Source organism: Halomonas sp. KM007 (genome assembly GCF_050709225.1).
GTDB lineage: Bacteria > Pseudomonadota > Gammaproteobacteria > Pseudomonadales > Halomonadaceae > Vreelandella > Vreelandella hamiltonii.
Genome location: NZ_CP136131.1, coordinates 2,096,149 through 2,123,121, shown reverse-complemented (window position 1 = coordinate 2,123,121; position 26,973 = coordinate 2,096,149). Strand labels below are relative to the sequence as shown.

Annotated in this window: 21 protein-coding genes, 1 tRNA gene and 1 pseudogene; 8 read left to right on the top strand and 15 right to left on the bottom strand. The window is 55.4% G+C overall.

Annotated elements, in window-relative coordinates:
• Nucleotide 1 precedes the first annotated feature (1 nt).
• From brxL to RVM27_RS09920, 14 genes are all read right to left on the bottom strand, one after another.
• Complete coding sequence (gene brxL / locus RVM27_RS09985; protein WP_498956469.1) at nucleotides 2-2,053, bottom strand: BREX system Lon protease-like protein BrxL; 2,052 nt, start codon at nucleotides 2,051-2,053, stop codon at nucleotides 2-4.
• Nucleotides 2,054-2,065: 12 nt separating this feature from the next.
• The gene (gene pglZ, locus RVM27_RS09980; RefSeq protein ID WP_498956468.1) at nucleotides 2,066-4,579 is read right to left on the bottom strand and encodes a BREX-1 system phosphatase PglZ type A; all 2,514 of its coding nucleotides are present in this window, start codon (nucleotides 4,577-4,579) and stop codon (nucleotides 2,066-2,068) included.
• Nucleotides 4,576-5,217, bottom strand: coding sequence for an HNH endonuclease family protein (locus RVM27_RS09975; protein ID WP_498956467.1), 642 nt, complete (start codon nucleotides 5,215-5,217; stop codon nucleotides 4,576-4,578). Before RVM27_RS09975 ends, pglZ begins: the two co-directional genes overlap by 4 nt.
• The gene (locus RVM27_RS09970) at nucleotides 5,214-6,494 is read right to left on the bottom strand and encodes an AAA family ATPase (RefSeq protein ID WP_498956466.1); all 1,281 of its coding nucleotides are present in this window, start codon (nucleotides 6,492-6,494) and stop codon (nucleotides 5,214-5,216) included. The genes RVM27_RS09975 and RVM27_RS09970 overlap by 4 nt, the downstream gene beginning before the upstream one ends.
• 10 nt (nucleotides 6,495-6,504) lie before the next feature.
• On the bottom strand, nucleotides 6,505-8,217 hold the full coding sequence (gene pglX / locus RVM27_RS09965; protein WP_498956465.1) for a BREX-1 system adenine-specific DNA-methyltransferase PglX: 1,713 nt from the start codon (nucleotides 8,215-8,217) through the stop codon (nucleotides 6,505-6,507).
• Complete coding sequence (locus RVM27_RS09960) at nucleotides 8,210-8,500, bottom strand: hypothetical protein (RefSeq protein ID WP_498956464.1); 291 nt, start codon at nucleotides 8,498-8,500, stop codon at nucleotides 8,210-8,212. Before RVM27_RS09960 ends, pglX (RVM27_RS09965) begins: the two co-directional genes overlap by 8 nt.
• Entirely contained in the window at nucleotides 8,497-9,180 is a 684-nt protein-coding gene (locus tag RVM27_RS09955) for a DUF2290 domain-containing protein (RefSeq protein ID WP_498956463.1), read from the bottom strand. Before RVM27_RS09955 ends, RVM27_RS09960 begins: the two co-directional genes overlap by 4 nt.
• Entirely contained in the window at nucleotides 9,177-11,336 is a 2,160-nt protein-coding gene (locus RVM27_RS09950) for a DEAD/DEAH box helicase (RefSeq protein WP_498956462.1), read from the bottom strand. Before RVM27_RS09950 ends, RVM27_RS09955 begins: the two co-directional genes overlap by 4 nt.
• Nucleotides 11,337-11,405: 69 nt before the next feature.
• A complete protein-coding gene (pglX, locus tag RVM27_RS09945; RefSeq protein ID WP_498956461.1) occupies nucleotides 11,406-13,214 on the bottom strand; it encodes a BREX-1 system adenine-specific DNA-methyltransferase PglX in 1,809 nt (602 codons plus the stop codon).
• Between the two features lie 130 nt (nucleotides 13,215-13,344).
• Nucleotides 13,345-15,012: an ATP-binding protein gene (locus RVM27_RS09940; RefSeq protein WP_498956460.1), complete on the bottom strand. Its 1,668-nt coding sequence runs from the start codon at nucleotides 15,010-15,012 to the stop codon at nucleotides 13,345-13,347.
• Nucleotides 15,013-15,021: 9 nt separating this feature from the next.
• Complete coding sequence (gene brxC, locus RVM27_RS09935; protein WP_498956459.1) at nucleotides 15,022-18,591, bottom strand: BREX system P-loop protein BrxC; 3,570 nt, start codon at nucleotides 18,589-18,591, stop codon at nucleotides 15,022-15,024.
• 43 nt (nucleotides 18,592-18,634) lie between these two features.
• The gene (locus RVM27_RS09930) at nucleotides 18,635-19,246 is read right to left on the bottom strand and encodes a DUF1788 domain-containing protein (RefSeq protein WP_023008353.1); all 612 of its coding nucleotides are present in this window, start codon (nucleotides 19,244-19,246) and stop codon (nucleotides 18,635-18,637) included.
• Nucleotides 19,243-19,857, bottom strand: a complete 615-nt coding sequence (locus tag RVM27_RS09925; protein WP_498939359.1) for a DUF1819 family protein — start codon at nucleotides 19,855-19,857, stop codon at nucleotides 19,243-19,245. The genes RVM27_RS09930 and RVM27_RS09925 overlap by 4 nt, the downstream gene beginning before the upstream one ends.
• 305 nt (nucleotides 19,858-20,162) lie before the next feature.
• Nucleotides 20,163-20,239, bottom strand: a tRNA-Arg gene (locus RVM27_RS09920).
• A 154-nt stretch (nucleotides 20,240-20,393) separates the two neighbouring features.
• Here RVM27_RS09920 and RVM27_RS09915 point away from each other — a divergent pair.
• From RVM27_RS09915 to RVM27_RS09880, 8 genes and pseudogenes are all read left to right on the top strand, one after another.
• Nucleotides 20,394-21,392 (top strand): TRAP transporter substrate-binding protein, encoded by a 999-nt coding sequence (locus RVM27_RS09915; protein ID WP_498956458.1) that lies wholly within the window; start codon nucleotides 20,394-20,396, stop codon nucleotides 21,390-21,392.
• Nucleotides 21,392-21,670, top strand: a pseudogene (locus tag RVM27_RS09910) (TRAP transporter small permease); the annotation flags it as partial. The gene RVM27_RS09915 and the pseudogene RVM27_RS09910, both read left to right, overlap by 1 nt.
• An 86-nt stretch (nucleotides 21,671-21,756) precedes the next feature.
• Nucleotides 21,757-22,047 carry an IS66 family insertion sequence element accessory protein TnpA gene (tnpA, locus tag RVM27_RS09905; protein ID WP_498956457.1) on the top strand — a complete coding sequence of 97 codons (291 nt, stop codon included), beginning with the start codon at nucleotides 21,757-21,759 and terminating at the stop codon, nucleotides 22,045-22,047.
• Nucleotides 22,044-22,388, top strand: coding sequence for an IS66 family insertion sequence element accessory protein TnpB (gene tnpB, locus RVM27_RS09900; protein WP_498956456.1), 345 nt, complete (start codon nucleotides 22,044-22,046; stop codon nucleotides 22,386-22,388). The genes tnpA and tnpB overlap by 4 nt, the downstream gene beginning before the upstream one ends.
• A 28-nt stretch (nucleotides 22,389-22,416) precedes the next feature.
• Nucleotides 22,417-24,054 (top strand): IS66 family transposase, encoded by a 1,638-nt coding sequence (gene tnpC / locus RVM27_RS09895; protein ID WP_498956455.1) that lies wholly within the window; start codon nucleotides 22,417-22,419, stop codon nucleotides 24,052-24,054.
• A complete protein-coding gene (locus tag RVM27_RS09890) occupies nucleotides 24,044-24,313 on the top strand; it encodes a hypothetical protein (protein ID WP_154518720.1) in 270 nt (89 codons plus the stop codon). The genes tnpC and RVM27_RS09890 overlap by 11 nt, the downstream gene beginning before the upstream one ends.
• A gap of 48 nt (nucleotides 24,314-24,361) precedes the next feature.
• Complete coding sequence (locus RVM27_RS09885; protein ID WP_498956454.1) at nucleotides 24,362-24,592, top strand: hypothetical protein; 231 nt, start codon at nucleotides 24,362-24,364, stop codon at nucleotides 24,590-24,592.
• The gene (locus RVM27_RS09880; RefSeq protein ID WP_287804758.1) at nucleotides 24,589-25,851 is read left to right on the top strand and encodes a TRAP transporter large permease; all 1,263 of its coding nucleotides are present in this window, start codon (nucleotides 24,589-24,591) and stop codon (nucleotides 25,849-25,851) included. Before RVM27_RS09885 ends, RVM27_RS09880 begins: the two co-directional genes overlap by 4 nt.
• Nucleotides 25,852-25,921: 70 nt before the next feature.
• Here the strand turns inward: RVM27_RS09880 and RVM27_RS09875 are convergent, their stop codons facing one another.
• The gene (locus RVM27_RS09875) at nucleotides 25,922-26,875 is read right to left on the bottom strand and encodes a D-2-hydroxyacid dehydrogenase family protein (protein ID WP_081135948.1); all 954 of its coding nucleotides are present in this window, start codon (nucleotides 26,873-26,875) and stop codon (nucleotides 25,922-25,924) included.
• Nucleotides 26,876-26,973: the final 98 nt, after the last annotated feature.

Sequence of the window (26,973 nt, the reverse complement as noted above, 5' to 3'; positions counted from 1 at the left end):
ATTAACAAAACTTTATATAAGTTATCTCAAAGGCTTTGCTAGACCGAAACTGCTGCAACCGGTTGGCAAACGCGAAGGCTTCATTCATCTCGTAGTGCTGAAAGATGTCCAGCCCTCGATCCAGTGAAATCTTCCAGCCGTGGTCCGTAACAATATGACGGGCGTGAATGGTGCCGCTTTCGTCAAACTCCCAGGTGAAGTCGATGCCCACGGTGCGAGCGGATTCCTGTATTTTTTCAAAACTCTCGTCTTGCAGGTCACCCTTGAATTCGTCCCGGACGGTGATGAGATGAACCGATACTTCATTCTCGTCGGCCTTGTTTTTCACGATGGCTTCGAGAAACTCCATGAAATTGCGGATCTGGTAGAAAAGTCGGATGTAGGGGTCTGTAACAGTGATCCTGCTGGCTCCTTTCAGGTAGGCGCCAAACAAGCCGTCGAATGAGATGCCCTTCTGATTTTCCTGGAAAGTCAGGTGCTTTTCTTCCAGTACGGGCTCGGGGGCATTCGGCTCTTTGGGCTCGACACCTTTAACGTCCCCTGTTGGCTCGGGATTTACTCCCTCGCCATCAGGAGTAGACACTGCCTGATGGTAGTAACCCGGGTACTCTTCTTCCTCAAGTGTCCTGACCAGTATTTCCTGGCCTTGTTGATCCTGATAGGAAAAGCGTACTTCGCCGTAGGTGGTATCGATCCGCTGTAACTGGTCCTTGACCCGCTTGCGCCCCTCGATGGCAAAACGCAGCACTTCTTCCACCTCTTCCCTGGTCGCTCCCCCCTGGGGGAACAGGATCTTCATCAAGCCGGAAAAGGTCTTGTTGATACCATCCCGGTCACGGGTCGAGATATCCGAAGAAAGGGTAAAGTGCTCCCGGTACTGATCGGAATAATCGTAGTTCCGCATCGAGCGCAGGATTTCCGCAAGATAGTCCACCACAAAGCCATAGCCGTCGGAGAACATCTCGCCCCGGATGATGTCGACCTCCCATCCCGGAATGTAGAAGTGGATACGGTCCAGAAAGGCAGAATCGTAGAACTTGTCCGGCAGTTCATCGAACAGGTCCGAATGCTTCAGCATGTAAGGCACGGTATGCCGGGTGTTCCCCACGAACACCATGGACGCTTCGGCGCCCAGGGTTTCCACACCCCGGGAGAAAGACTTGTTGGCCATGTAGTTCTTCATGATGTCGACCAGTGCTTTATCGACGCGCTTCTGTTTGCCGGCAAATTCGTCAAAGGCCACGCAATCCCAGTACCCCACCAGGCCGATCTTGCCGCTGGAGTTATTCACAAACAGCTTGGGTACAGTGACCTCACCACCAGAAACCAGGATCCCATGGGGCGAGAATTCGGAATATACGTGGGATTTACCCGTCCCCTTGGGACCCAGTTCAATCAGGTTGTAGTTCCGCTCGCAAAACGGAATCAAGCGGACCAGTTGGGTCAGCTTGCTGCGCCGTCCGAACATCTCCGGGTTAAAGCCGATACTCTGGATCAGCAGGTCAATCCACTCATCGGTGCTGAACTGTCGCCGGGCGGCGGCGTAGGCGTCATAGTCGAAGTGAGATAGCTGAATCGGCTTGAGGGTGGACAGAATCCAGGGGCTGACGTTCTGGTCTTCAGAAAATACGTATTCGATGTCCGCAATGCACCAGACGCCGCTTACCAGCAGTTTGGGGTGGGCCTTCACGGTCCCAGAATCCACCAACACTTTCTTGATTCCCAGGTTGGAAAACTGTGCCTCGTAGGCATCCGTCTTCTCATTCAGGGCCACGCTGATCTTATCGATGACCTTGTAGCGCCCCTTTTCCTTGATATTCGAGCGCACCAGCCCGGCCTCGTTGCGGTGGACATAGTGCTTGGCCAGAATCTCCTTGACCGTTTCAATCCCGGTTTGAATCGTGGCCTCGTCGTTAGTGGCGCAGTATTGGCCGAGCAGATACTCCAGCACATATGAGGGGACGATGGCGTTGCCCTTGACCGTTTTCACCAGGTCTTTGCGCACCACCAACCCGGGGAAGTGTTCGTTGATCTTTTGGTCAAGCGTACTCATTGGCTATAACCCTCAGAAATCAAAATCGCTGGTAAAGGACCGCCGCATCAAATACCTGAGCGACTTGTATTCCTTGTAGTGGGAGGTGCCGGCGTGCTGTTCTTCCAGCTTTAGGAAGACCTCCTGGCCGTTGGCCTCGTCCGCCTTGCGGCTGAGCACAAAGCGCACCTGAAGCTCCCGCTCGCGGGGGTTCTCCGAGGTCAGGTCGAACGACAGATCGTGACTATCCGAGATCAGTTCCCCTGACTGGGTATAAATCCCGGCCCGCAGGTGGCGAGGCTGTACTTTCTCGGTAACCGGCCCGGACTGATACAAGGTGACCGCCAGTTGGCCGGACGTGATCACCGAGCTGGCCCCACGCAGGATGTCCACCTCAACGGCGCTGACATCACTTTGGCGCTTCTTGTTAACCTTCAGGACCGGAATCACAACCTCCTGAAGGGATGCGCCGCCATGCACAAACCGGCTGCCAGAGCCCTTAAGGCGCAGTCGGTTGATGGACTTGGGAATCTGCACTTCCATATCGCCATCCAGCCCAAGCTGCTCAGACGAGAATTGATGGAACGCCGGAGAAGCGGACAGCCCCTTACCCAGCACGAACCGACGGTCCCGGTAGCGAATATCATCGCCAGAAACGACGTCACCCAGGAAGTCACTCTCATCCAGCTCACGGTTCTGGTAAATAAAGCCATGGTCAGCGGTGATCAGCAGGTTATTGGCGTTGGCCGCCGTGAGCTTCTTGATCAGACGAATCAGATCATCCAGGGTTTGTTCTGCGGCTTCAAAGGCCTGCCCCTCTGAGTGCATCTTGTCGCCAGTGTGGTCGATGCGGTTGTGGTAGATGTACAGCACATCATTACCCTTGAGCAGCTCCCGGCTGTCGTCCCGGTTGAGCTGCATAAAATCCTCCGCCTTAACAGCCTGGCCCCGCCCATCCAGGGCGGCCTGCAGGATTTTGGTACGGTTGACCGTACCCTGTGAGCTTTGGCCATCCACCAGTACCGTGCCGGTATCATTGTCTGCGATCGCCAAGGACTTGTTGGGCAGTAGCGCCGCCATACCGAGCTGCGTATAGCTGGGCAGGGTTGAGAGAGCCGGTTCAAGCTCCGCGCTGTAGCGATCTTCCTGCCGGATAAGGCCCAACAGCTCATCACCAATCTCATAGCGCATGGCGTCGGAAATGATCACACAGATCCGCTTGTCCTTGCACAGGTACGGGCGAACCCAGTGCTCGAAAAAGGCCTTTTGCTGAACGACCGGATAGGCCTCCCAGCGCGGCGCGGCGTCCACGTGAACCTGGAAGCCGTCGCCCAGCTTGAGCAGATAGTTGTTGGAATACAGGTTCTCCACCTGCTCACTGAGCTCGCCCATTAACGATGCCTGGCCGGACATGCGCACATGGTAGGTAAATTTGCGGTAGAGCTGATCCAACTGGAACCAGGTGCGGCTGTATCGCTGAACGCCGTCGGAGAGGCTGTCCATGGTGAGCCGAGCCTCACCCAGCATCTGGACAAAGCGGGCCGCAAACTCAATGGCTTCATACAGGTGTCGGAACTCGCCATACCAGTGGCCCTGACGCCGCTGCCGCACCCACAGCGCCACATCACCGCTGGTGACCGTGCGGCCTACCACCGCCCGCACCAGGTCACTGATAATCTTCTGGTCGATCAGCCGGAAGTAGTCCAGCTCAACCAGGTCCCGAAAGTCCCGCTTACCCAGATCCTGCTCAATGCCCAGCACCTCGGCACACTCGGCAGACAGAGTTTCAAACCCCTGCTCGAACTGCCGGCTGTCTTTCCAGCGTTTGAGGAACACCAGGGCGTCGCCGGTCAGTTTGACCTCGCCATCCGTGGGCTCTCCAACTACAGTCATGGCGTAGCAGGACTTGAACAGCTCAATCACGAAGTCTCGCAGGCTGGGCTCACTGGCCTCGTAGCCGTAGAAGCGAGTGAGCTGTTCCCAAAGGAAGCTATCCAAGCCGCATCGTTCGATCAGCCGGATGCCATCATCGCGGTCTTCCGCCAGTTGCTGCAGCAGGGTTTCCACCACCGAGTCCATACGGGGCTCACTACCGGCACACACGGCCAGCATCTTCAGGCGCAGCTGACCGGCAGTGTCGTCCGGTTTCAGCAACTTCTTCAATGCCTCCTTGCGCTTGATTGCCTGGAAAAACTCCGCGTGGGCCTGGGCCACCTCGGCAAATTCCAGGCCCAGCTCCAGTTCGGACAGCCAAATAGCCACCTGGTCGGTCCGGAATTCACCGTGGGCCAGCTGTACGTCCAGTAGCCAGTTATCCAGATCCTCTGGTTGCGGCCCCTCCTTGTACAGCAAGAATTTCTGTTCCGGTGACTCCCGAAGGATGCGATATTTCAGGCCGTACTCGTTGTTGGCGATTTCCAGCTTCTCCACGTGCGGGATGGAAACCGCCTCGAAGTCGCTGCGCAGCTCTTGCTTGGTGTCGTACCAGAACACGACCCGGTGCCGCTCGAATAATTTTTTTAACGCCTGGGAAATTCGGTTACTCATGCGGCTGCGTAGTCTCCAAACAAATATTTGATAGTGGTCCAGAACTCACTGAAACGGCCGTCTGCTCCCATGGTTAAATAGCCCGATACGAACCTGCTCAACTCGTCATGAGTCAAACTATCATCAAGGAAAGGCTCAATTGCGCCAGCCCTCAACTCATTCAGCTTGGGCAGGTTCAGACCCAGCCTGGTAATGGTTTCACGGGCCGCCCGGTCGTTACTGTCAGCAGGTTTAATCCAACCATCACCTTCAAAACCAAACCGGTGCTCACAACTCGCATCCAGCGGAGATATCAACAGCTCAGGATCAAACCAGTCGCCTTTGAGGTTACCGCAGTGGCGGGGCTCCCCCTTTCTGATTTGGTTTTGGCAAGAACACAAAAGATTGCCGTAATCCAACGGATTCACTGCCGGGTCACTCTGGGGCTGGAAGTGTTCTATGTGGGAATCGCCATCGGTTAACCGACGTTCACAATAGCAGCAAATGTAACCCTGCTCCCGCATCAACGATCTCTTTACCGAGGCTTTGGGATCACCCCTCAGGTCGCCATAGGTAGGCTGCCAGTCTTCATTGACATTGGCCAGATCCTTCCATTGCGTAAAAGCTTCAGGTTCGTGGCACTTCTCCACATACTTCATCGGCCAATCAGCTCCTTGCGTTTGATCAGCACCTTGGCTTTTACCAGTTCCGGATCTTCGCCAATGTCTCGTTCCAATGCAGCAATGCCTTCTCTGGCAGTATCAAGCTCGCCATCATTGATTTGCTCGTAAATAGCTCGAAGAGCACTTTCCACCTGGTTGGGGCGTGTGGTCTGAAGCCCCATCAGGTCCTCAAGCACCCTATCTACGGTCTTCCCATAAGATTCCACAGGGCGAATCGCTTCCAGTATTCCGTCATCGGTCATGTTCAGCAGGAAGAGGTTCTCCGGCTGTATATGGGTAATCACATGGGGTGAATGGGTTGAGATGACAAATTGACAATTTGGAAACACCTCAGTAAGCCTAGGCACCACCAAGCGTTGCCATTTGGGGTGCAGGTGAAGATCAATCTCGTCGATCATTACGATACCGTCGCCCAGCAAAGGATCCTTTCGCTGTGGGTTGGCTATGGCTATACGCCGGGCGAGATCTCCGACCATGGCCATCAAACATTTTTCACCATCGGAAAGCTGGTTGACGGTAAGGCGCTGGCCGTTTTTCAGAACTTCCATACGCAGCGGGTTGCGTCTTACGGTCAGTCCTGTGAAGTCCGGCATAAAGCTCTCCAGTGCGCGCCGGACAGCGGTTAACTGAGAATCCGGAAACTCGAAATCATCCGGCTTGGTCAGGTCGTCTACATACTTTCGGTTCTCGTTCTCAAGGTCCTCCCGCTCCCGGAACCACTCGAAAAACGTCCGGAAGTTAGCACCACTGGTGAGCGACTCCTCATAGGCAGACAAGAGCCCGAACTGATGCTTTTCCCGGATACGTAATGGAATGTCCAAAACCGAGCGATTTACAGGGTAGTAGGCGAACAGAGGGATATTAACCTTGCCGTTGTGCGCAGAGATGCCAGCCTGAATCCGCTTTGCCGCCTCGGAAACGGAAACCAAAACTGATGCCAGGTCTTTTTTGCTATACCCCTTACGAACCTTAGCCAGATTCCAGCCGAAGTAGGAGCCGTCTTCACACAGATGGATAGCTAGATTGGCTGAGGATTCGCCGTTTTTGATGTCGGTTTCGGCAATGGGCCGCCCAGACGCACCCGCATGCTTAATCCGGTTCGCCAGCCAGGAGAGCATGATGGCCGAGGCATCCAGAATGCTGGATTTGCCCGCGCCATTCATACCGACAAACACATTGAGCTTATCGTCCAGATCCAGCGGTAGATCTTGAGCGCCACGAAAGCGCTGCAAGGTTAGTTTGCTGATATGCATGACTGTGCTCCTAGCCAGAGAGGCCGGTAATCTTCTTTAAAGCGTCGCCAAATTTCGGATAGTTGGCCTTCACCCCGTCATCGAGATCGATTTCCACCTGCTCGGTAGCCAGCGGATAAAGTACATCCCGCTCGTAGTCATCCAACTCGGCTAGGGTTTTGTTGATCTTCTCGATCTCTTTCAGGGCCTTGGTCTTATCACCCTGGGAGGCCCCGGCGCTGATACTGACGGCCTCTAGATGGTTTTTCCGAGCTTTCAGCTTTTCATCTTTGAAATCGCGCAGATACTCCAGCACCGTGCCTACGGTGTGAGGCTGGTAGCGGTGCATGTAGATCAGCGCGTTGAATGAGCCCTTGGGAGAGGAGAACAGCCAGTAGATGGGGCGCTTTTTGTAACGGCGCACGTGGTCGTTGTAGAAGTCCTTCAAGAAGTACTTGCGGATTTCCTTACCCAGTGCCTGCTCGACAAAGCGGAGGTTTTCCCCATAGTGCTCTTCACCAAAGGCGATGCGCAGGAATTCACGGAAGCGCTCGGTGATGTCGTCGGTGAACCAGTCGCCATCGAGCATGGGGATGACATTGTCATCGTCCGCCGGGAAGCTCGGCTCCGGAACCCGGTCCAGGTAGTCCTCGATGGTCTCGCCTTGGTTGGCCAGGACGAGACCCGGTTTGTCCAGCGCATAGCGGCCAAACATGCAACCCACGGCGTAGGAAACCAGCTCGCGCACAGTATCGGCCAATAGCAGCGCCTCCAGTTCCTCCTCACTCTTGTTGTTCCCGTAGCGGTAGTGGGGGTTGCAGGTCAGAGTGATCTCATCCAGCGGTACATTTGGTGTCAGCTCATCGTGTAGACCGTAGGATTCGATGAAGATGCGATTGTTCTCTTCCTCGAGTTGCTGTATCTCCAGCGTCATTTCCTGCCAATCTGCGCGGAGCTTTTGATAGGTAGCCTTCAGAGTTGGCTGAAGGTAGTCGGGATTCAGGAGCGGTAGACCAGTGAAGTCCCAAGAGGTTTCGTAGGAATCCCAGTCTAGCTTTGACTGGTTAATAAGAGCTTCTGTAACATCCCGGTAACTGATTTCGGGATTAAGAAGCAATGGAAACTCAGAAATCTGCCCAACTCCAAAGTGAATTGTAGGGCACAAAACATCAGTAAAAGGCTTGGACACACAAGAATTCAGAAAAGCCAAAATTCCGTAGAGTTTATCGCTTGAATAGATAGCAGGCCCTGAGTCAGTCGGGATGCTGCCTTCTGGAGTGAACCTTGAAGACAGCCTCCCCGTAGAAACGTCATTCCAAGAAACACAAGTTTTAAAATATGCTTTCTCATTCCTAATAACGGCCAATGGATTGCCATTTTTGTCCGTTCGACTTCTTATGCTGTCGCCATTGTCAGCCCAGTAAATGAGATTATCATTGTTTCCGTACCACTTTCTGAAAGGGCCGCCCTTAGTAATTGGAAACCATACCTCGCCACCATTCTTAGAAAAACTATCTTTTTTTACTTCCCAATGGTATCTATAAAAAATATCAGTTCCACTACAACTCAGCCCTTTCTTAGCTGCGCTCCCAATCTTTTCACCAGAAAAGAAGGAGTTGCAAAAAGAAGGCGACGCCCAGTAGGCAATCGGTTTGCCAGGAATCTTCTTGAAATCCGCCGCGGAGGCCTGAAAAAGATAGTTTTCAATAGGTTGACTGGTATCAATTGCCTGTTTGTTATTCATCGCCTTTCTCCGAATCGTGCTCCTCAATAGATGTATTGACTTGCTGCCAGTCATCCGCAACCGCCTTCCAGTCCACCTCGCGCTCGACCGTCTCTCCGTCGCTATCCTGACCTGACCACACGACCCAAAAATCAGGATCATCCGATTTGAGTCGATAGTGTTCAGGAAGATGATTCACCTGCACCAGTACCTGCAGCTCCGATGCCCAGCCGAGGGCAATGGCATGCCAAGATTGAAGCAAGTGAAAGTTCCGCAATAGAAATCTTGAAACCATAACTTTCATCGAACCACCTGATACGGAACGACCATGTGCATGAGGCTCTCCTCATTCGCAGTGATAGAGGCTGGCAACTTAATTCTGTGGCGTGGCAAATCCCTCACAAAATCATGATGATCCGTCTGATAAAAGTTTCTTAGAATGAATTCTACGAACCATCGAGGTGTTAACGGCGCTGATACCGGGATTCGGCATCCTTTCACATCACCCAATGTAAGGTGACTCTTGGGATGAGTTACATCAGCATACACGCCATCTCTTGCATCAAAATCGAAACGCAGGGGAAATGGAACTATTCTTCGCTGGACAATCTCAAGGAATAGATCATCACGCATATACGAATCCGGATCATCCTGAAACGGAAGCAAACTCGGCGATGGATAAAATGAAAGGCGATGCTGTATTAACGCATTGTTCTTTATTCGATACATTAATTGAACAAGAGCGCCATCGACAAGTTTCATGTTGTATGAGCGTTTGTCAGCAAGTTCACTGTAAATTTCAGCATATTCAATATCGCCCAGCGCAATGGAAATATGTTCTGAACCGCTGAAGGTAACGTCTGCTTGGTTTCCGTATGACCGGACCGAAGAGAAATTTGCGTCGTCGCAAATGCCTTTTCCGATCAATTCAGAAATCAGTCCATCAAGATCCTCTTTTATACTCTTCGGGCTCAGTGCTTTCATTCACCGCCCCCAAGTAACTTTCGGAGCTTCTCGCGAGTTGCCTCGTCAAGGTCTTCCGGGTGTAGCTCACCACTCTCCAAGTCACCCAAAAGGTCGGCAAGCTGGTTCTTTCTGTGCTCAAGGCGTTTTCTTTCTTGCGGAGACAAATCGCGGTGAACGATGCGCAATTTACCTAACAGGTTGTCGTCTGGGTAAGTAAAATCTAAAACAAAGTCGTTTTGCTTAAGAGCTTCAAACTCGTCAATCAAACTTTGCATCTTCGGACCAAACCCTATGACACGAACCCAAGCTTTGCTTCGGGTGATAGCGGTAAAAAGGCGATTGCGAAGGTTGGCCAGGCCTGGTCCGGAACCATTACAATCCTGGGCATTAATGACATACACCATGCCCCCCTCATTCCCTTTGGCACGGTATATTCCAGTGAATGTCACGGATGGCGTATCGGTTCGGAAGAACACATCCGCATCGGTATCCACACCCGCCAAGTGAGTCTGAACGCCTGATTCAAAAAGTTGTTTGCGGATGGGACCAGTACGACCACGGGCAGTCCGAGGATCCGGGTGAATTACGATGATGTCGTCATGGCGAAGCTCATCTTCATTCAGATTGTGCTGAATCTGTTGGGCAAGCCATGCATTCTGCGCCGATTCATCTTCGAATTTAATGAATTGGACGAGATCATCAATATCAAACTGCTCCTCCAGAAACCTTGGGCTCGTTTCTGTAGTGCGCTCCAATACAACATGCTGACCTTTCGCCAGTTGGCCATCCTTAACCTTGTAACCAATCTCCTCCCATAGCGCTGGGTAATCAAACATCTGAACCAAGCCGGTCTCTGTATCTTGCGGAGCATTCCGGTATATACCGAATCCAAGGCCGTGGGCGGATACCAAAACCGGGCGTGAGTTTCGATAGCATTTTTGCAGGATTACGTCTCGCCTTCGATCATCACCGAAAGTGACCAATGGTTGCCCACGCTCATTATCTCCGAAAATAACCTCTGGCGGCGGAAGAGAAATTCCGGAAAGATTTTGAAGCTCGTCATACGCATAGACCAACCGTTTTGGCGGCTTTAGCATTGAGTAACAAAGCTTTAGAAAACTTGGTGCAAAGTCCTGTGCTTCATCCACAAGAAATGCATCGTAGAGATAAGCTTCATCCGAAGCATTTTGCAATGCTGCCTGACAAGCGCCATCGAAGGCGCGTTCGTTCCCGCCAAATCGGTTGGATGCACTTCTAAAGTCGAGAAATTCAGTCCCAGTTGCCCGACAATATTCGTAGTAAATACCGTCTCGGGCATCCCCCCCCGGCGCGCCCCATGCGTTGACGATTCGTATTTTTGTCCAGTCCGGCTCCTCGCCGCTCTGCTCAATACAAAAGTTGTTGATTAAGCGCCGGAACTGCCCTTTGAGGGAGCGAGTATGGAAAGTCACAGCAATACGCCAGTCCGGGTACTGTGTGTGCAAGTAAGCAGCCTTGAGTGCCAATACGATGGTTTTGCCTGAACCAGCCAGCCCCCGGATACGTTGAACACCATCTACCGTTTCGATGACGGCTTTGTTCTGACGATGATCGAGCGTCGCGATGGAATCCTCCAGCTGCTTGAGCTTCGCTCCACGTGAATCAGCCCGATGAACCTCGCGTTTGGAACGGCTCTTCCGAATACTGCTGAGGCTTTCGATGGCCGACAACGTCAACCGATAAAGGTCCTCGTTGCTTTCAGACCAGTCCAGCGTATTCAACACGTTAGCAAGGCCATGCTCATTGACAAGAGGGTAATCAGGTACTGCAACCGACTCGATATTCTCGATACCAGGCGCGAACGAAATAACACAAAGTGGTACCCGTAATTGACGCCCTTTGACCAGTTCACGATGCAATTTCAATCGTGCCTCGATCTTGTTTGCCAAATCATCCTGGCGCTCTGTGTATTCCCCGACCTCTGGTCCCTCTATCAGATCGAATAGCACGATGCCTTTAGAGGGACTCACCAGTGTGGCATCAATCGAGTACTTGCCATCAGGTGTCGCAATCAGTGGGTATCCAGTGAAGGCTTCGCCCTCTAAATTTTGCAAAGCTTCGAGACTCTGCTCCAGCACTTCGGTTGAGACCGGTTTCTTGTTTATACCTCTCGTAATCGTTAACTTATCTGCCATGTTCGACTCCTGATTCTTTAAAGACACACCGCTTGAGGGTCCTGCAAAGCTTGTGATATGGGTTGCTGGTCATGCAGATCTCCCCTGCGCAATAGCATGTGCCATCATGGTCATCTTCTCAGCTTCCGAATTGCCATCGACCAATCGGAGAAACGCGCCTTGATAGTTCGGCTTATGGGCGTTCTCGAGCACGAAAGCAGTCGTTGAGACCACTTCTCCACCGATGCTGTCAAAGGCTCGCGCGCCCAAATGAGCCATCGACAAAATAGTGTGTTGATTGAGAATGCGGCCGCGCAAAGCCTCGAAGGAAGACAGAAACATCCAGCTCTGCATCGTGATCATGGCGACAGCACCGCCAGTCACCGCAATCTCCAGATTACGTTCTATGAACATGGCAAACAGGTCGGACTTGCTCTTTGGGTAGTTCTCCTTGGCCCAGGCGCCAAGCCGTCCATTCATACCCTTGCCGCCCATATAGGGCGGGTTGGCGACGACCACGGCGTAGCGCGGGCTCAAGGCTTCGGCCATGCGCAGTACTTTTAGTACTTTGCTGTGCGTGTCGGCCAGGAACAGGTTACTACCCAGATTCTTGGTCTCCAGCTCGGCCAGCACGTCAGTCACGTTGGTAAGCTTGGGCAAGATCAGGGAGCCGAAGTTGTCAGCCTCCTCGAATTGTTGCAAGGTTTCACGTAAGCCCTGGGTGAACAGGTCGCGGCCCACGGCGCTCATGTACTCTTCCAGTTCATCCGGAGTGAAGCTAACTTTTTCCAATACGCATATGTTGGGCTTGATGCCTTTGTTGAAAAAGCGCCGCTGACGCGCTCGGGCTTTCATGGTCAGAGCGAAGGCGGCCAGCTCACCGGCGCGCTCATCCAGCTCAATACCGTAAAGGTTGTGTGTCAGGATCTTTTCAGGGATTTCGGACGGCTCGTAGCCTTCTTCTTCATATATGGCGTAGAGCAGATCGAAAGCATAGGTCAGCATATGGCCGGAGCCGCAGGCTGGGTCGCAAACCTTGAGCTCTTCCGGGCCTTCGACTTTCAAAAAATCGGCCCCAGTCTCCTCCGGAGGAATGTAATACTCCATCTGGTCCACCAAGGCTGAATTTGGTCTGTTAAGCATCCACAAGCGGCCGAGCGAGTTCTCCACCAGATAACGCACAATCCAGTGTGGCGTGAACAGCTGGGTGGCGGCGGGGATATTGGCCGGTTTGATTTTCTGATTCTTCTTCAGCGCCTCGAATACTTGATCCTTTTTCTCAGAGATATAGAACTGGTACAGCCAGCCGATCACCTCAACATCCTCACAGGCGTCCGGCGTCATGGCCTCGCGGGTGTAGGCCAGAATTGAGTTGCCGGAGAGCAGGTCATCCGGCATTAGCAGCTCGGTGTAGTCGTCGATACGCTCGAACAGGAACGGCATCGCGCTGTACCAATAGTTACAGGCCGCAACGACCAACAGGCGATAGGTTTCCCCCTGCGGGTCCTGGCTGGGTGTCTTTCCGTCCAGCAGTGCGAAGATCTTCTGGCGGGTTGACTCCGACACCATGTCTTCATCGATATGGCCCATCTTGGCATCCGCCAGGATCTCGGGCTGGAACTGCCCCTCTGCAGGCGAGACCACGCCAATGCGGTTGTAACGATTCACGTCCATAAAACGCAGGGCGCAGAAGCGGTTGAACCAGATGTAGGCCACCCGCTCGATAATCTGTTCTTTGCCTTGTTCGGTTACCGCCTCTTCCAGCTTTTTAATCGCCTGTGGCCTTTCTCGCCGGGCGGGACTCTCTTCAGTCAATACCAGCTTGAGCTTGGCTGTAACCTGTTCGAGGAGGCTGCGGCGTGCGAATTGGGCGAATTTTTTAAGTTTTGCGGTGTCCATTCAATAACCTGCTGAATTGCTTTTGAACGCAGAGCAGGCGCTCTGTGTTGTCGTTACGCTTTCGCATGCAGCGCATATATGCTCGGTGAGCATATATATGCTCGGTGAGCACATGTTGCGCGCAAAAAGCTTAAACCCGCTCATAAGTAGCGCCTTTCTGCTCACCTATTTGCTTGATTTGTTTGGCGCCTTTCATTCTGGTTAGCAGCCGGTAAGCCTGATTTCTATCGAGGTGGCAGAGCTCCATGACGTCCGCGCGTTTAATGCTTCCGTGAGTGCCAATAAAGCTCAGTACCATCTGCTCCTGCTGGATGGCATCGAACCCGGCTTGACGCACGTAAGCCACCTTTTGGCCCGCCCCCTGGTATACCTTGGCGCTCAGGGTATAGCTACGGCCACGACCAGTGCCGTGAGCCTCAACCAGGCCAACCTCGAGTAATCTTTCGAGAATAACCCGGGTTTGCGGCTCACTTTTCTGTAACGCTGGTGCCAGTTCGCCCGTGGTCAGTCGGCGCTCATCTTTCAGGCGGGCAAGTGCGATCAAGGGCTCAACATGCGAATTCCCCAGCTTGTCATGCTGTTCGACCACCATCCTCAGGAAGTCTCGATCTGCGGCGATATTGGCCATGAAAAGATTGACAAAGTAGGCCGTGGACAAGGTGTAATCTGGCTCGGGCCGGCCATAACGCAACATCCCCTCGTAAATACGGTCGATACCACGCCCGGTACGCTCAGCCAGACCAATTCGCTTGATGATGTCAGCCAGCAGGGGGTTGCGAGATTGTGGTGGGGCCACCAGCAAATTATTGAGATTGACCCCTTCGATAAAGCCGCCGGGGCTGCTGATATTCAGACCGCTGTCATCCAGTTTGACATGGACTGCCCCGAGGCGACTAAAGTCCCGGTGCACGAGCGCGTTGACGAAACCTTCCCGAAAGGCGCGCCGATCGTAGTTGGGGATCGGTACGCGAAACAACCCGACTTCCAGCTCTTCTTCTATTACCCACGGCTTGAACTGAAGCTCTACTTGTTCGAAGGTTTCCAGCAGCGGCTTGCGGTAGAACTCGTTAACACGTACCTCAGTGCCGTGCAGTACCTGAAAGGCGACTTCATAGGCCGGGAGGTGCTGCCGCAACAATGCCTCAGATCCCAAGAGCAATAGGCCTGCAACAGTCGGCTGTGGTTTGCCATTAATGGTTTTGACTAAACCCAGTGCTCCATCCAGCTCTTCATCCGACAGGGCCAAAAGAGACTGCTCACCACCGTATTTTTCAATGGCATTGCGAATGCGCAGACGTTGCAAGGGATCGAGTTGGTCGGTGCTTATTTCTTCAAGCATCATGGCTGAAGGGTCCATAAGCCCCATCGATGATTGGCGTTGAGTGAACTCATGGGGATAGAACGGCACGGCCTCCGGGGAGCCATCGACTCTCAGGCGCCGGCGCTGCAGCAGGCCATCCGAGGTGGATATCAACTGCCGTGATTTGGGTACGTGGATTCTGGCAACGGGCTTCCCCTGCAGCTCAAGGGCTTCAACACGCACAGCCAGCGATGGGGTGGTCTTGTTGGCAATCAGTGCTGGCAGGCCAGTGAGGTTACGGTGGTTGGCGTGCAGCCCGGTCGGCGTGCCATCGTCTTCAACACCCAGAAACAGGTCGCCGCCCTCGGTATTGGCCAAGGCCACCACTGCGGCTATCAGATCCCGGTCCGGCAGGCTTTTGGCATCGCTCTTGAACTCGACGGTCAGATTTTCACCGCCGCGAATTAGCTCAAGGAGATCCCGCTCTATATCGTTCATAGCCATCTCTTATATTTGCACCTTGCGGCCTTGCTGGATTTCTTGCAGCAGGGCTTCTCGCAGAGATTCCAGGTAACGCTCCACGTCGGCTTCACTGGCCAGCCAGGCTTTGTCATAAACAACCTGAAGATTACGCGCCTGCACGTAATCCGCCGGTGATTCATTGACTTGAGGCGGCTTCCCATCACTTTCCCTTGAGCCAGTAGGTTCTGGCGTTTCCTCTGGCGCCGCTTTCTGGTGGGCCATAGAGACCATTCGAGCGAGAACCTTCTGATAGCCTTGGTCTTCAAAAAAGCGCAGACGATCATTGATCACAGCAATCAAGCGCTCCTGTCCGATGTAATCAACCAGATCTCGGAAGGGTTTGTTGAGCTCATCCTGGCGCGGCTCCGGCAGGGACTGATATTCATCCATGCTCTGCATTCGCTCCTGCATGGTCTTCAGGGAGGTTTCTGCCTGAGTTCGGGTTTGCTGCACTTTCTCGTCGATGCGTTCCTGCAGGCTATCCAGTTGGCCCTTGAGTTGCTGAATGCGATTCCCTTTGTAGCAGTTGGGGTCGTTCAGGATGGTGCGAATCTGCTCGATCTCGTCCCCGGACACGTAGATGAAGTTGGGCTCCTGGCTCTGCAGGAAGGACCGAGCCTGGTTGTAGATGTCTTTTTGTGAGCCGCCCATAAACTTGCGGATGGGGTCGATGACATCCTCTTTCAGGTCCAGCAGCTGGTCTTCCTGCTTGCCCAATTCCGTCAGGTGCCAGGTGTAGGGCTTTCCGGCGACCTCTTTCAGCGTCACCAGGGCAGGTTTCAAGGCATTGAGAAACGGGTACTGATCGACCTGCGCTATCCGCCTATCCAGGTCGTGGAACATGTCCTGGAAGGCTTCGCCGGCCTCTTTACCCAGGACCTTGGCTTCGCTGCTGCGGGGCGGGCTGTCGAAGAAGTCCTCGTAGAACGACTTGAGGGCTCGGACCTGAGAGGCGGTGAACTCAATCTGGGGTTCCAGCACCACGTTGCCGTAGCCGTGAGTGTTACGCAGGGCGCGCTCCAGCTCGCTGTCCTCCAGGATGTTACCGTCGAGACGAACCTCTACCTTGCCACGGGCACACAGGTTGGCCAGGGTGCAGAGAATCGCGGCGTAATACCAGCCGTAGGGTTTGCGTTCGAATTTTTCCAGCAAGCTCTTGAGGGTGGTGCGGACACCGCCACGGTTGTTGCTCTGAATGAACGCCAGCACCTCTTGCTCGGATTCCGCCAGGGCCGTGGCGTCGTTACCGAAAAGGCCATCGTCTGTACGGTTGAGGCAATTGTTGATGTCGTTTTCCGTGTAGGAAACGCCGCGCAACATGCGGAGGTTGGGGTAAGCCCGTGAAATCAGCTCGTGGAAGCCCCGGATAATGCGGGTCTGGGGGTCCTCATTCGCCACTTCCACATCGGCGCCGCCAATGAGCAACCTGGATTTTCCAATGAGGGTCTGAACCTGCTGCCGGAGCCTGGCCTCGCGCTCACGGTTCTGGAAGCCTTTATCATTCAGGATCCGCTTGACGGCTTCCTGCTGGGTAACAGAGATATTCTGTTTGATGTACTTCTCGGTGCGCTTGAACATGAGCAGATCACGCACCAGGCGCTCGTCCGACGGCATGAGCACGAAGAGCTCGTCCGCCTTGTAGGTTGAAGCTGTACGGAGCATTTGCTCATTGTCGGTATGCTCGTGGAACGGGCTGATGACATTGATCGAGAGCTCGTATTCACGCCCATGCAGTCGATCATCCAGTTTGCGCGAATAGGAGTAGTCTTGCCCCTGGTTCTGGGAGGAGCCTGCGTCATAGCGGATTTTGCGCTGCTTTATAACAAAGTCGAAAACGATCTTTTCCAGCTCGTCCGCCACATCCGATGATTCGACCTCCGTGTTTTTGATCTCCTGCTCGACGTCCTTTTCCTCGTCCGTCAGGTACTCGTACTGGTCGCCGTTGCGCTGTATGTAGGTCTGTTGCTCCAGAAGGCTCAGGGCTTCCTCGACCTTGGTGCGAAGTGCCGGCAGATCCTGATCAAAGGCATCCAGCATCAGCACGCAAAGGTTGCGCACCGTGGGCTTGAATTCCTTGACGTATTTGACCAGAAACAGGGCCTTCAGAAGACGAATGGCGAAGGCATTATCGAGGTGGTTCTCGGCCTGAATAATCGCCCGCTGTATCTGTGATTTCAGTGCAGAGCGTATGCCTTCAAACATCAGGTCAAAGGTGGCCAGCTGGCCCACCTCATGGTTGCCGATGTGGATGGCCACCTGCTGGAAAACCCCCAGCATGGAGCGCTCACCGACGGAACTGTGTTTACCCTCGAAGGCGTTGTGCTGCGACAGGTTCTGAATCGCCGATTGAAACAGCGCGAACTGGTAGGGAACGAAAGGATAGCTGTGGATGAAGTGGTCCCTGTCCCGGAAGTTCCGGTAGGTGGCCGATCCATCCGCGAAGTCAAACAGGGTTTTGAAGTTGTTCGCTTGCGCGTGGTAGACGTCCGATAGCTGATTGACGCCCTCCTCAGTCTTGGTCAGCAGGCGCTTCTGGATAACCTCCGCCACGTCCGCGCTGGACAGCTTCATGCGGTTATTGAACCGTGCCTGAATTTTCGAGAAATCGTTGCCTTGCTGCTTGCCCATTTCGCCCACCACGTTTTTCATTTCTTCCTGGGCGGTGACGATAATCCAGGCCCGGCCCCGACACTTGGTGGCGAGGCTCTCGGCAATGGTTTGCAGGTTGGTCATCAGCTTGGTGTTGTCGGCAATGTACTGGCCGACCTCGTCCACAAAGAAGTTCAGGCGAAACTCTTTGTGGCCACCCTCTTTTGCCTGCTTCTCGATATAGGCATTCACATTGTCCGCGAAGTCTTCAATTGAAACGCGGTATTCGCTGCGGTACTTGTCCAGAATGCCCGCTGCCGACTGCGGGTCGCCACCAGTCACAGCGGCGTAGGCTTTGGCAATATTCGGGCCTTCCAGAAGGGCTTGCTCCCGGCCTTTCTGCCAAGGGCGACCGGCGATGGCCTCGTACTCGGCTTTGAACTGTTCGTACAGGCCACGGCCGTCCAGATCGCGCTCAAACTGGGCGATGTGCCCTTGTTTGCCGTAGTAGCCGCACATTTCGTCAAAGACTTTAACGAACACGGCCAGAAGCGCATCGATCTGGGTTTTGCTGATGACATCGGCTTTCTGATCGATGTTGAACAGAATGCTCTTCGCCGGAATTGAGACAGCTCGCTTCAGGTCGCCCCGGAGAATTTCATTCTCGCTGCACTTGGGAAGGAACAGGTCCAGGGTCGTAGCACCGTCCATTTCCCGGTTTTCAAGCAGAAGGGCAAGCATTTTGAGCAGGTGTGACTTACCCGAGCCGAAGAAGCCGGATACCCAGACCCCGTTCGCCCCTTCGTAGTTGTTGTAGGCGTCCAGAAACTCTTCGAGGCGTTTCTCGACTTCGTTGGTCAGTACGTATTCTTCAATTTCGAGGCGAAGACTGGCTTCATCGTCGGCTTTGATAACGCCTTCAATGGGGCGATCAACGGGCTTTAGAAAAATATTCTTCAATGTCATTGTGCTTTCCCTTAATGATTACGCCTCGAATCGTATCGTCCGCTCAGGCTTCGTAATGAAAGATGTTGAACGCACGGTAGTACTTGTCGTCATGCAACCTGCCGAACAGATCCAGCGATGCCCCGGTTTCCAGCGAGTGGGTATAGGAGCCCGGGAAGAACATCACCGTTGGCTGGTCTTTGGCGGTGCTCTGCAAGTTGTTGAGCACGTTATGGGAGCGTATGTAGGGGAAGACCTCGCCCACCCCTGAGAGAAACAGCACGTCAAACTCAACGGACTGGAGTTTTGCCGCAATAGCGGGCACCAAATGGGCTTCCGGGTCCAGCACTCCCTGTAGCAGCTCTTTCAGCTGATCCTTTGAGACCGTGGGCTCGAGCTCCAACACCTGCTCCCAGATGTCTCTTTCTTTCAAAATATCGACGGCCAGGTCGTACAGATTGATACTCAGGATCCGGATGCCCGCCTGCTCCAGTCGGTTAACCAACTGTCGCTGAAGGCGCTCCATTTCGACCGCCTCTTCAGGCCGGTAGGGGCAGATGAAGAAAGGCACTTCATTACCCAGCCCCTGTTTGTTCAGGAATCGCTGGCCGGAAACCACGCTGAACAGGTGCTGTAGTCGCTCCTGCATCGGCATTTTGGCAATGTCCTTTCTCAAGCTGACATCCCCCTGATATCGGATTCATAGACTGGGAAGTAAAAAAACTCGTCAGGATTGTTCTGACGCAGCAACTCAACCAGCCTGGGGTTTAGCAGTACCGCGTTGATGGTTTTGTCCTTAGCTAACAACCCTGCCTCCCGCAGCATTCTGAACAGGACCTGTCGCAATTTATCGCGCGTTGAGGCGCTGGCATTATCCAGTTCGTCATGCCATTCCGATTTACGGTTATAGAAGGCATCGAAATCCTCAAAACTGAGATCCAGCTTCATCGCGACAAACCGTTCGTGTAGCACTTCCACCGCAAAGTCCGCTATAAAGCGATAAAGGCGGCACACCGCAACCCAGAGGAGGTGCGCCTGATCCTGGTGGTTTGCCTCGGCCAGGAAAGTGAGTTCGCTTTCGCCCAACGTCTTCAGGCGTGCAATCGCCTCTCTACAGGTGCGCTTTGCCGTGCTTTCCGTTCTGGCCTGTAGCAGGTTGTCATGCAGCGCTTGAGCACGCACCTCTTCCCAATCATGAAGCGAGAGGTACAGTTCGGCCAGGCTCACCGATTCGCGGTGATACAAGCTGCCGGACGTGAAGGAAATGCGATACCGTTGAAGCTTCATCCCAGCACCGTTTACTGATTGACGTAAATAAATAATTTATCAGGCATTTAATCGCTATAAAAAATTTTGAAAATGAGATGTTACATCAATCACACTTCATATTGTTGGAGCACGTGATATCACTGAAAGGTAGTAACCGCCAACATAGCCTGTTATGTAAACAAGTGTGTGTGGCAAAAAGCCAAGAGGCATCATTCAAAATCATTAGATGGGAATATCAAGACAGTGTGGTCACAATTTAGTCTCGGGATAGTCATAGCCAAAAAAACAAGGGCTTACGAATTAACGTAAGCCCTTGATATATTTGGCGCGCCCGGCAGGAATTGAACCTGCGACCTTCGGCTTCGGAGGCCGACACTCTATCCAACTGAGCTACGGGCGCTTTGGGTGCGTATCGTACCCGTGTGGGCGCGTGGTGTCCAGCCGCTTGGCGGTTTTCGGCGCGTAGATGATTGACCGTTTTCCCTGCGGTGGTGCATGCTCTGGGGGCACTTTTGCACCTCGCACCTACCCTGATCCGTTTGGGAACATAATAAATGAAAACATTTGCACGTAGTACGCTGGCACTGGGCATCTCACTGGCGCTGGTGGGCGCCGCGAACGCCAACGAATTTGCCGACATGAACCCCGTGACCCTTCGCCTGGCCCACGTGGTGAACGAGCAGGATGGCTTCCATGTTGCCGCCACCAAGTTCGAAGAGCTGGTGGAAGAGCGCACCGAAGGCAAGGTGAACATCGAGATTTTCCCCAACGCCTCGCTGGGCGATGAGCGCACGCTGCTGGAAGGCATGCAGATCGGCACCGTGGACATGGGCGTGATCACCAACGGGCCGGTGGCCAACTTCGTGGAAGAGATGGCGGTCTTCGAACTGCCCTTCCTGTTCCCCACTCCCGAAGCCGCCTATGGCGTGCTGGATGGCCCCATTGGCCAGGAGCTGCTGGACAAGCTGGCCGACGTGAACCTGAAAGGCCTGGCCTACGCCGAGCGCGGCTTCCGCAACCTGACCAACAGCGAGCGCGCCGTGAACTCGCCGGAAGACCTGGATGGCCTGCGCATTCGCGTGATGGAAAACCCGGTGTACACCGATACCTTCCGCGAGCTGGGGGCCAACGCCATCCCGATGGCCTGGACCGAAGCGTTGACCGCCATGCAGCAGGGCACCATCGACGGCCAGGAAAACCCGGTGAACGTGATTCACTCGTTCAAGCTGGATGAAACCCAGAACTACATGACCCTGTCACGCCACACCTACGCCCCGGCGATTTTCGTGATGGGCATGCCTGCCTGGAACCAGCTGCCTGAAGCCGCCCAGGACGTCATCCGTCAGGCCGCCCAGGAAGCCGCCGAGCATGAGCGTCAGGTGAACGCCGATATGGAAGCCGAACAGCTGGCCGCCCTGCGCGAAGCGGGCATGGAAATCAACGACTCCCCCGATATGGAAGCCTTCCAGGCCGCCGTTGCGCCGGTTTATGAGAAGTACGGCCAGCAGTTCGGTGATTACCTGCCGCGCATTCAGGAGGCGCTGAATCAGTGATGCCCTTTGCACAGCCTCTTTTGACGCTGCTGCAACGCATTGAACGTGGGCTGGATGCCATCATCCAGCCCGTCGTGTTTGCGGGCATGGCAGCTTTGATCGGTGTGATCACGCTACAAATCGTGTCACGGGTGTTTTTCAGTGCCGTGGGCTGGACCGAAGAGGTCGCGCGGTTTCTGCTGGTATGGATCACCTTTCTCGCGGGCACGCTGGCCTTCCAGCGTGGGCGGCACATTGCGGTCACTTTTGCGGTGGATGCTCTGCCCCTGCCGCTACGCAGTAAGCGTTCATTCCACGACGTTCTGCCAACCTGCTGAAAATCGCCCTAAAGTAACCTCACACTTTCCAACACGAGGTTACCCCCATGAGAAAGCACCGCACACCCGAACAGTGGCAGACCCTGGTTGATCAGCAGCGTGACTGTGGTCTGTCAGCTTCGAAGTTTTGCAAACAAGAGAACATTGGTTACGCCAGTTTCTGCAATTGGCGCAAGCGTCTGTCCGATCCGTCGACCAATGATTCGGCTGGATCCGGTGAAGCCGGTTTTCTGGATCTCTCGTCGTTGATGGGCAACTCCCCATCCTCCGGCCCAGGCTGGCACATTGTGCTCAGCCTGGGCAACGGCGTTGAACTCCGGCTGAGCCAGCACGGATGATCGGGCTCGATAGCCAGGCCCGCATCTGGCTGTGCACCGAGCCTACCGATATGCGCAAATCGTTCCGAGGCCTGAGTGCCCTGGTCCGGAATCAGTTGAAGCACGACCCGCTCAGCGGCCAGTATTTCGTCTTCGTCAATCGTCGCAAGACTCAGATGAAGATGCTGTATTTTACGACCACCGGTTACAGCCTGTGGGCCAAGCGCCTGGAACAAGGGCAGTTCCGGGTGCCGTTATCCGCCTCCGGTCAGCGCCCCCTGACATTGACGGATCTGCAACTGCTGATCGATGGCATCGAGGTGCAGAAATACCGCCAGTTCAAGCGTTTTCGAGGGGTATAGAAGACGGACTTCCGGTATAATATGGGCCATGAATTCAACGGCTTCCACTACCTCTTCCAACACGCCTTCTTACTCGGCCCTGGCCGAGGAGAATGCATTGCTGCGTGAACAACTTCAGGTCATGCAGCGGCAGTTGGACTGGTTCAAGAAGCAGCTGTTCGGTCCCAAGTCCGAGAAGCAGGTGTTTGACCTGCCTGGGCAGGATAGCCTGTTCGCGTCGGATGACGCCCCGGTTCCGGCGCAGCCGCCGAAAAATGAGAAGCGCACGGTTAAAGCCTATCAGCGTGGCACTGGCAAGAAACAGCGGGACGACGACTGCCTGAACGACACCGGCCTGCGCTTTACTGCCGATGTGCCGGTAGAAGTGGTTGAGCACCTGCCGCCAGAGCTGACCGGCCCGGAGGCCGATCAGTACGAAGTGATTGGCAGCAAGACTACCTTCCGGCTGGCCCAGCGGGCCTCCAGTTATGTGGTGCTCAAGTGCGAACGCCCGGTGTTCCGGCGTAAGGGCAGCGACAAGCCCATTACCACACCAGCCCCGTTCAACGTACTGGATAACAGCCTGGCCGATGTCAGCCTGCTGGCCGGGCTGCTGGTCGACAAGTTCCAGTTCCACTTGCCGCTGTATCGTCAGCACCAACGCATCCGGCAAGCCGGTATCACCGTCAGTCGCAGCACCCTGACCAACCTGGTCAAGCGTGCCATCGATCTGCTGCGACCCATCGTGGATGCCCAGACCGACAACGTGTTGCGCAGCCGGGTGCTGGCGATGGATGAAACGCCCATCAAGGCCGGCCACCAGGGGCGCGCAGGCCCGCAAAAGGGCAAGATGAAAACCGGCTGGTTCTGGCCGTTATACGGCGATGCCGACGAGGTGGTGTTCACCTACTCAAACAGCCGTGGTCGCGCCCACATTGAACAGGTACTCAGCGAATCGTTCAGCGGCACCCTGATCAGTGACGGCTATGCGGCCTATGCCCGTTATGCCGCGGCCCAGGAGAACGTCACCCATGCCCAATGTTGGGTGCATGGTCGCCGCTATTTTATCGAAGCACAGAAAGATCATCCTGAGACCGTCACCGAGGCCCTGCAACGGATCGCGATGCTGTATCGGAATGAAGAGGCCATCAAAGCTCAGGGGCTAACTGGCGAGAAGAAACGCCAGTACCGGTTGGATCACTCGAAGCCGGTGGTCAGCGACTTCTTCCAGTGGTGCCGGGATCAGTTGGAGCGAGGCGGCCTCGTGCCCAGCGACCCACTGACCAAGGCCCTGAACTACGTTCTCAGCCGGGAAGCCAGCCTGACCGTGTTCCTGGAAAACCCGGACGTGCAGCCAGACACCAACCACCTGGAACGGGCTTTGCGGCCCATTCCCATGGGCAAGAAAAACTGGATGTTCTGCTGGACTGAACTGGGCGCGGAACACCTGGGTATCATCCAGAGCCTGATCAGCACCTGCAAGCTGCACGATATTAACCCCTACACTTACCTGGTGGACGTACTGCAACGCATCAGCCAGCACCCGGCCCTTGAAGTCAGCGACCTGACGCCTCGACTCTGGAAAACCCGGTTCGCCGAGAACCCGTTACGGGCGCTGATCGATCCACGTCATCCGAACCGACAAGCCACGCAACTTACACCGGTGGAGGTCGTCCATGCGCATTGAGGACATGAGCATCGACGAGTTGCTGGAACTGAACCAGTACATCTGCCAGCGCATTGATGAACTGCAAGAACAGGAAACCCTGCAAGCCTTGAGTCGGTTGCGGGTTGGCTTGAAGGTGACCTTCGAGGGCCGGGAAGGCCCGGTATTGGGGATCGTCACCAAGATCAACCGCAAGAGTGTGATCGTGCTGGGCGAGGATGGCAGGAAGCAATACAAGGTCTCGCCGGAGTTATTAAGGCCTCTGCGTGACGTGAAGTAGGTCAACTACGTCTTGGAATGAACGCTTACGCTACGCAAGCTGGCCAGGTTGGCGGCGCTGGCCATCGTGCTGGCCTTCATGGTCACGCTGGTGGTCATCGGCCATCGCTACATGCAGGTACAAAGCTTTCAGAAGTCGGCCGCGCTGCGCCTCTCGATGACCTACGTCTACGCCGTCATTCCGCTCTCGGCGGGCATCATGGCGTGGTATGCGCTGGTAGACATGATCGAGGTGCTGGTGCACGGGCAGCCCATCACCGCCCAGGAGGAAGTGCTATGACGCTGGTGCTGTTCGGGCTGTTCTTCCTGTTCATGCTGCTGGGCGTGCCGATTGCCTTTGCCATTGGCGCCAGCACGCTCTACGCCCTGCATCAGTCGGGGGTGCCGCTGATGGTGGTCACCCAGCAGATGTTCCAGGGCATCAACTCGTTCGCCCTGGTGGCCATTCCCATGTTTATCCTGGCCGGGGATTTGATGGCCCAGGGCAAGGTCAGCGAGCGGCTGGTGAGCTTTGCCGATTCGCTGGTGGGCTTCATGCGCGGCGGGCTCTCGGTGGTCTCGGTGATGGCCGGCATGTTCTTCGCGGCCATTTCCGGCTCGGGGGCGGCCACCACGGCGGCGGTGGGATCTAGCCTGGTGCCGGAGCTGAAGCGCAAGGGCTACGACCCCGCCTCGGCGGCCAGCCTGATCGCCGCCAGCGGCACCATCGGCGTGGTGATCCCGCCTTCGGTGCCGATGATCATCTACGCGGTGATCGCCCAACAGTCGGTCTCCAAGCTGTTCCTGAACGGCTTCTTGCCGGGGCTGGCCATGGGCCTGGCGCTGATGGCCATTGCCATCACCCAGGCGTACAAGCGCCAGTACCCGAAAGGCACGCCGCTCTCGCTGGCCACCATTTGGCGCACGTTGAAATCGGCCAGCTGGGGGCTGATGACGCCGGTGATCATTCTGGGGGGTATCTTCTCGGGGATTTTCACGCCGTCGGAAGCGGCGGTGGTGGCGGTGAACTACGCGCTGCTGGTGTCGCTGTTCGTGTACCGGGATTTGACCCTGCCCCAGGTGTACAAGCTGTTGATCCGTTCGGCGATGACCACCGCCGTGATCATGCTGGTGATTGCCATGTCGGCGGTGCTGAGCTGGACGCTCTCCAGCTGGCAGGTGCCCGGCGCAATTGCCCAGTCGGTGCTGTCGCTCTCCACCAACCCCTACGTGATCATGCTGCTGGTGGTGGCGTTGATTCTGCTGACCGGGGTATTCATCGAGACGGCCAGCGCCTTGATCATCCTAACCCCGGTGCTGCTGCCGCTGGTGCTGCAGCTGGGCATCGACCCGATCCACTTCGGGCTGATCATCGTGGTGGGGCTCTCGATTGGCATGATTACCCCGCCCGTGGCGATCAACCTCTACGTGGCATCGTCCGTCACCCAGCTGCCCCTGGAGCGGATCACCCGCGCCATCATCCCCTATCTGCTAGGGCTGATTGGCGTGCTGCTGCTGGTGGTTTACGTGCCTATCCTGCTGGGCTGGTCGGGCCACTGAACCGACGCCTCGGCCTCTATCACCTCGCGGGCGGTGACTTTTCACCGCTCGCGGGGTGTGCGTCAGAGGCTTAGCCCTCTTCTGCCAGATTACGCCCTGGCGTGCCTGCTTCGAACGCCAGCACGTTTTCGAACGCATCGCCAAAGTAGAGCTCGTAGCTGTCTTTCTCTACGTAGCCCAGGTGGGGCGTGGCCAGGAAGTTGGGCAGCGCCAGCAGCGGATGCTCGATCACCGGCTCTTCATCGAACACGTCCACGGCGGCCATGCCGGGGCGGCCAGCCTTCAGCGCCGCTTCCAGTGCGCCCGCTTCGATCAGCGGGGCACGGCTGGTGTTCACCAGCACGGCGGTCGGCTTCATGCTGGCCAGGTTGGCGGCGGTGACGATCCCGCGGGTTTCCGGGTTCAGGCGCAGGTGCAGGCTCAGCACATCGCTGCGTTCGAAGAATGCCTCCTGCGAGGTTGCTACCTCCAGCCCCGCCTCGGCGGCCCGCTGGCGGGTGCCCTCGCGGCCCCATACCAGCACGTTCATCTCGAACGCCTGGCCATAGCGGGCCACCAGTTGGCCAATCTTGCCGTAGCCAAACACGCCCAGGGTGCGCCCTTTCAGGCCCATGCCCAGGGTGCGCTGCCAGCGGCCAGCCTTGAGGTTGGCCACCTCGTCGGGAATGCGCCGCATGGCCGAGAGCACCAGCCCCCAAGTGAGCTCCGCGGCGGCGTAAGGCGAGCCGGTGCCTGCCAGCACCATCACGCCGTGCGCTCGGCAGGCGGCCATATCCACGTGGGCCGCGCCGCCGCCGGTTTGGCTGATCAGCTTGAGCCTGGGCAGCCGCGCCAGCAGGGATGCGGTGATCGGCGTGCGCTCGCGAATCAGTACCAGCGCATCGGCCTCCTTGAAGCGTTCGACCAGCGCATCCTCATCGGTGACGGTGTCGTTGTAAATCGTCACCTGGTGGCCTGCCAGCTTGGCAAAGGCATCCAGGTCGCGCACACAATCCTGGTAATCATCGGGAATGACAATGTTCATCAAAGCGGCTCCTTGCTTGCTGCCTGCTTTAGGGAAGTGCCCTGTTTCACGGCATGGCTAACATAACGCTGTCAGGCAGATACCTCTCGCTCGTACCT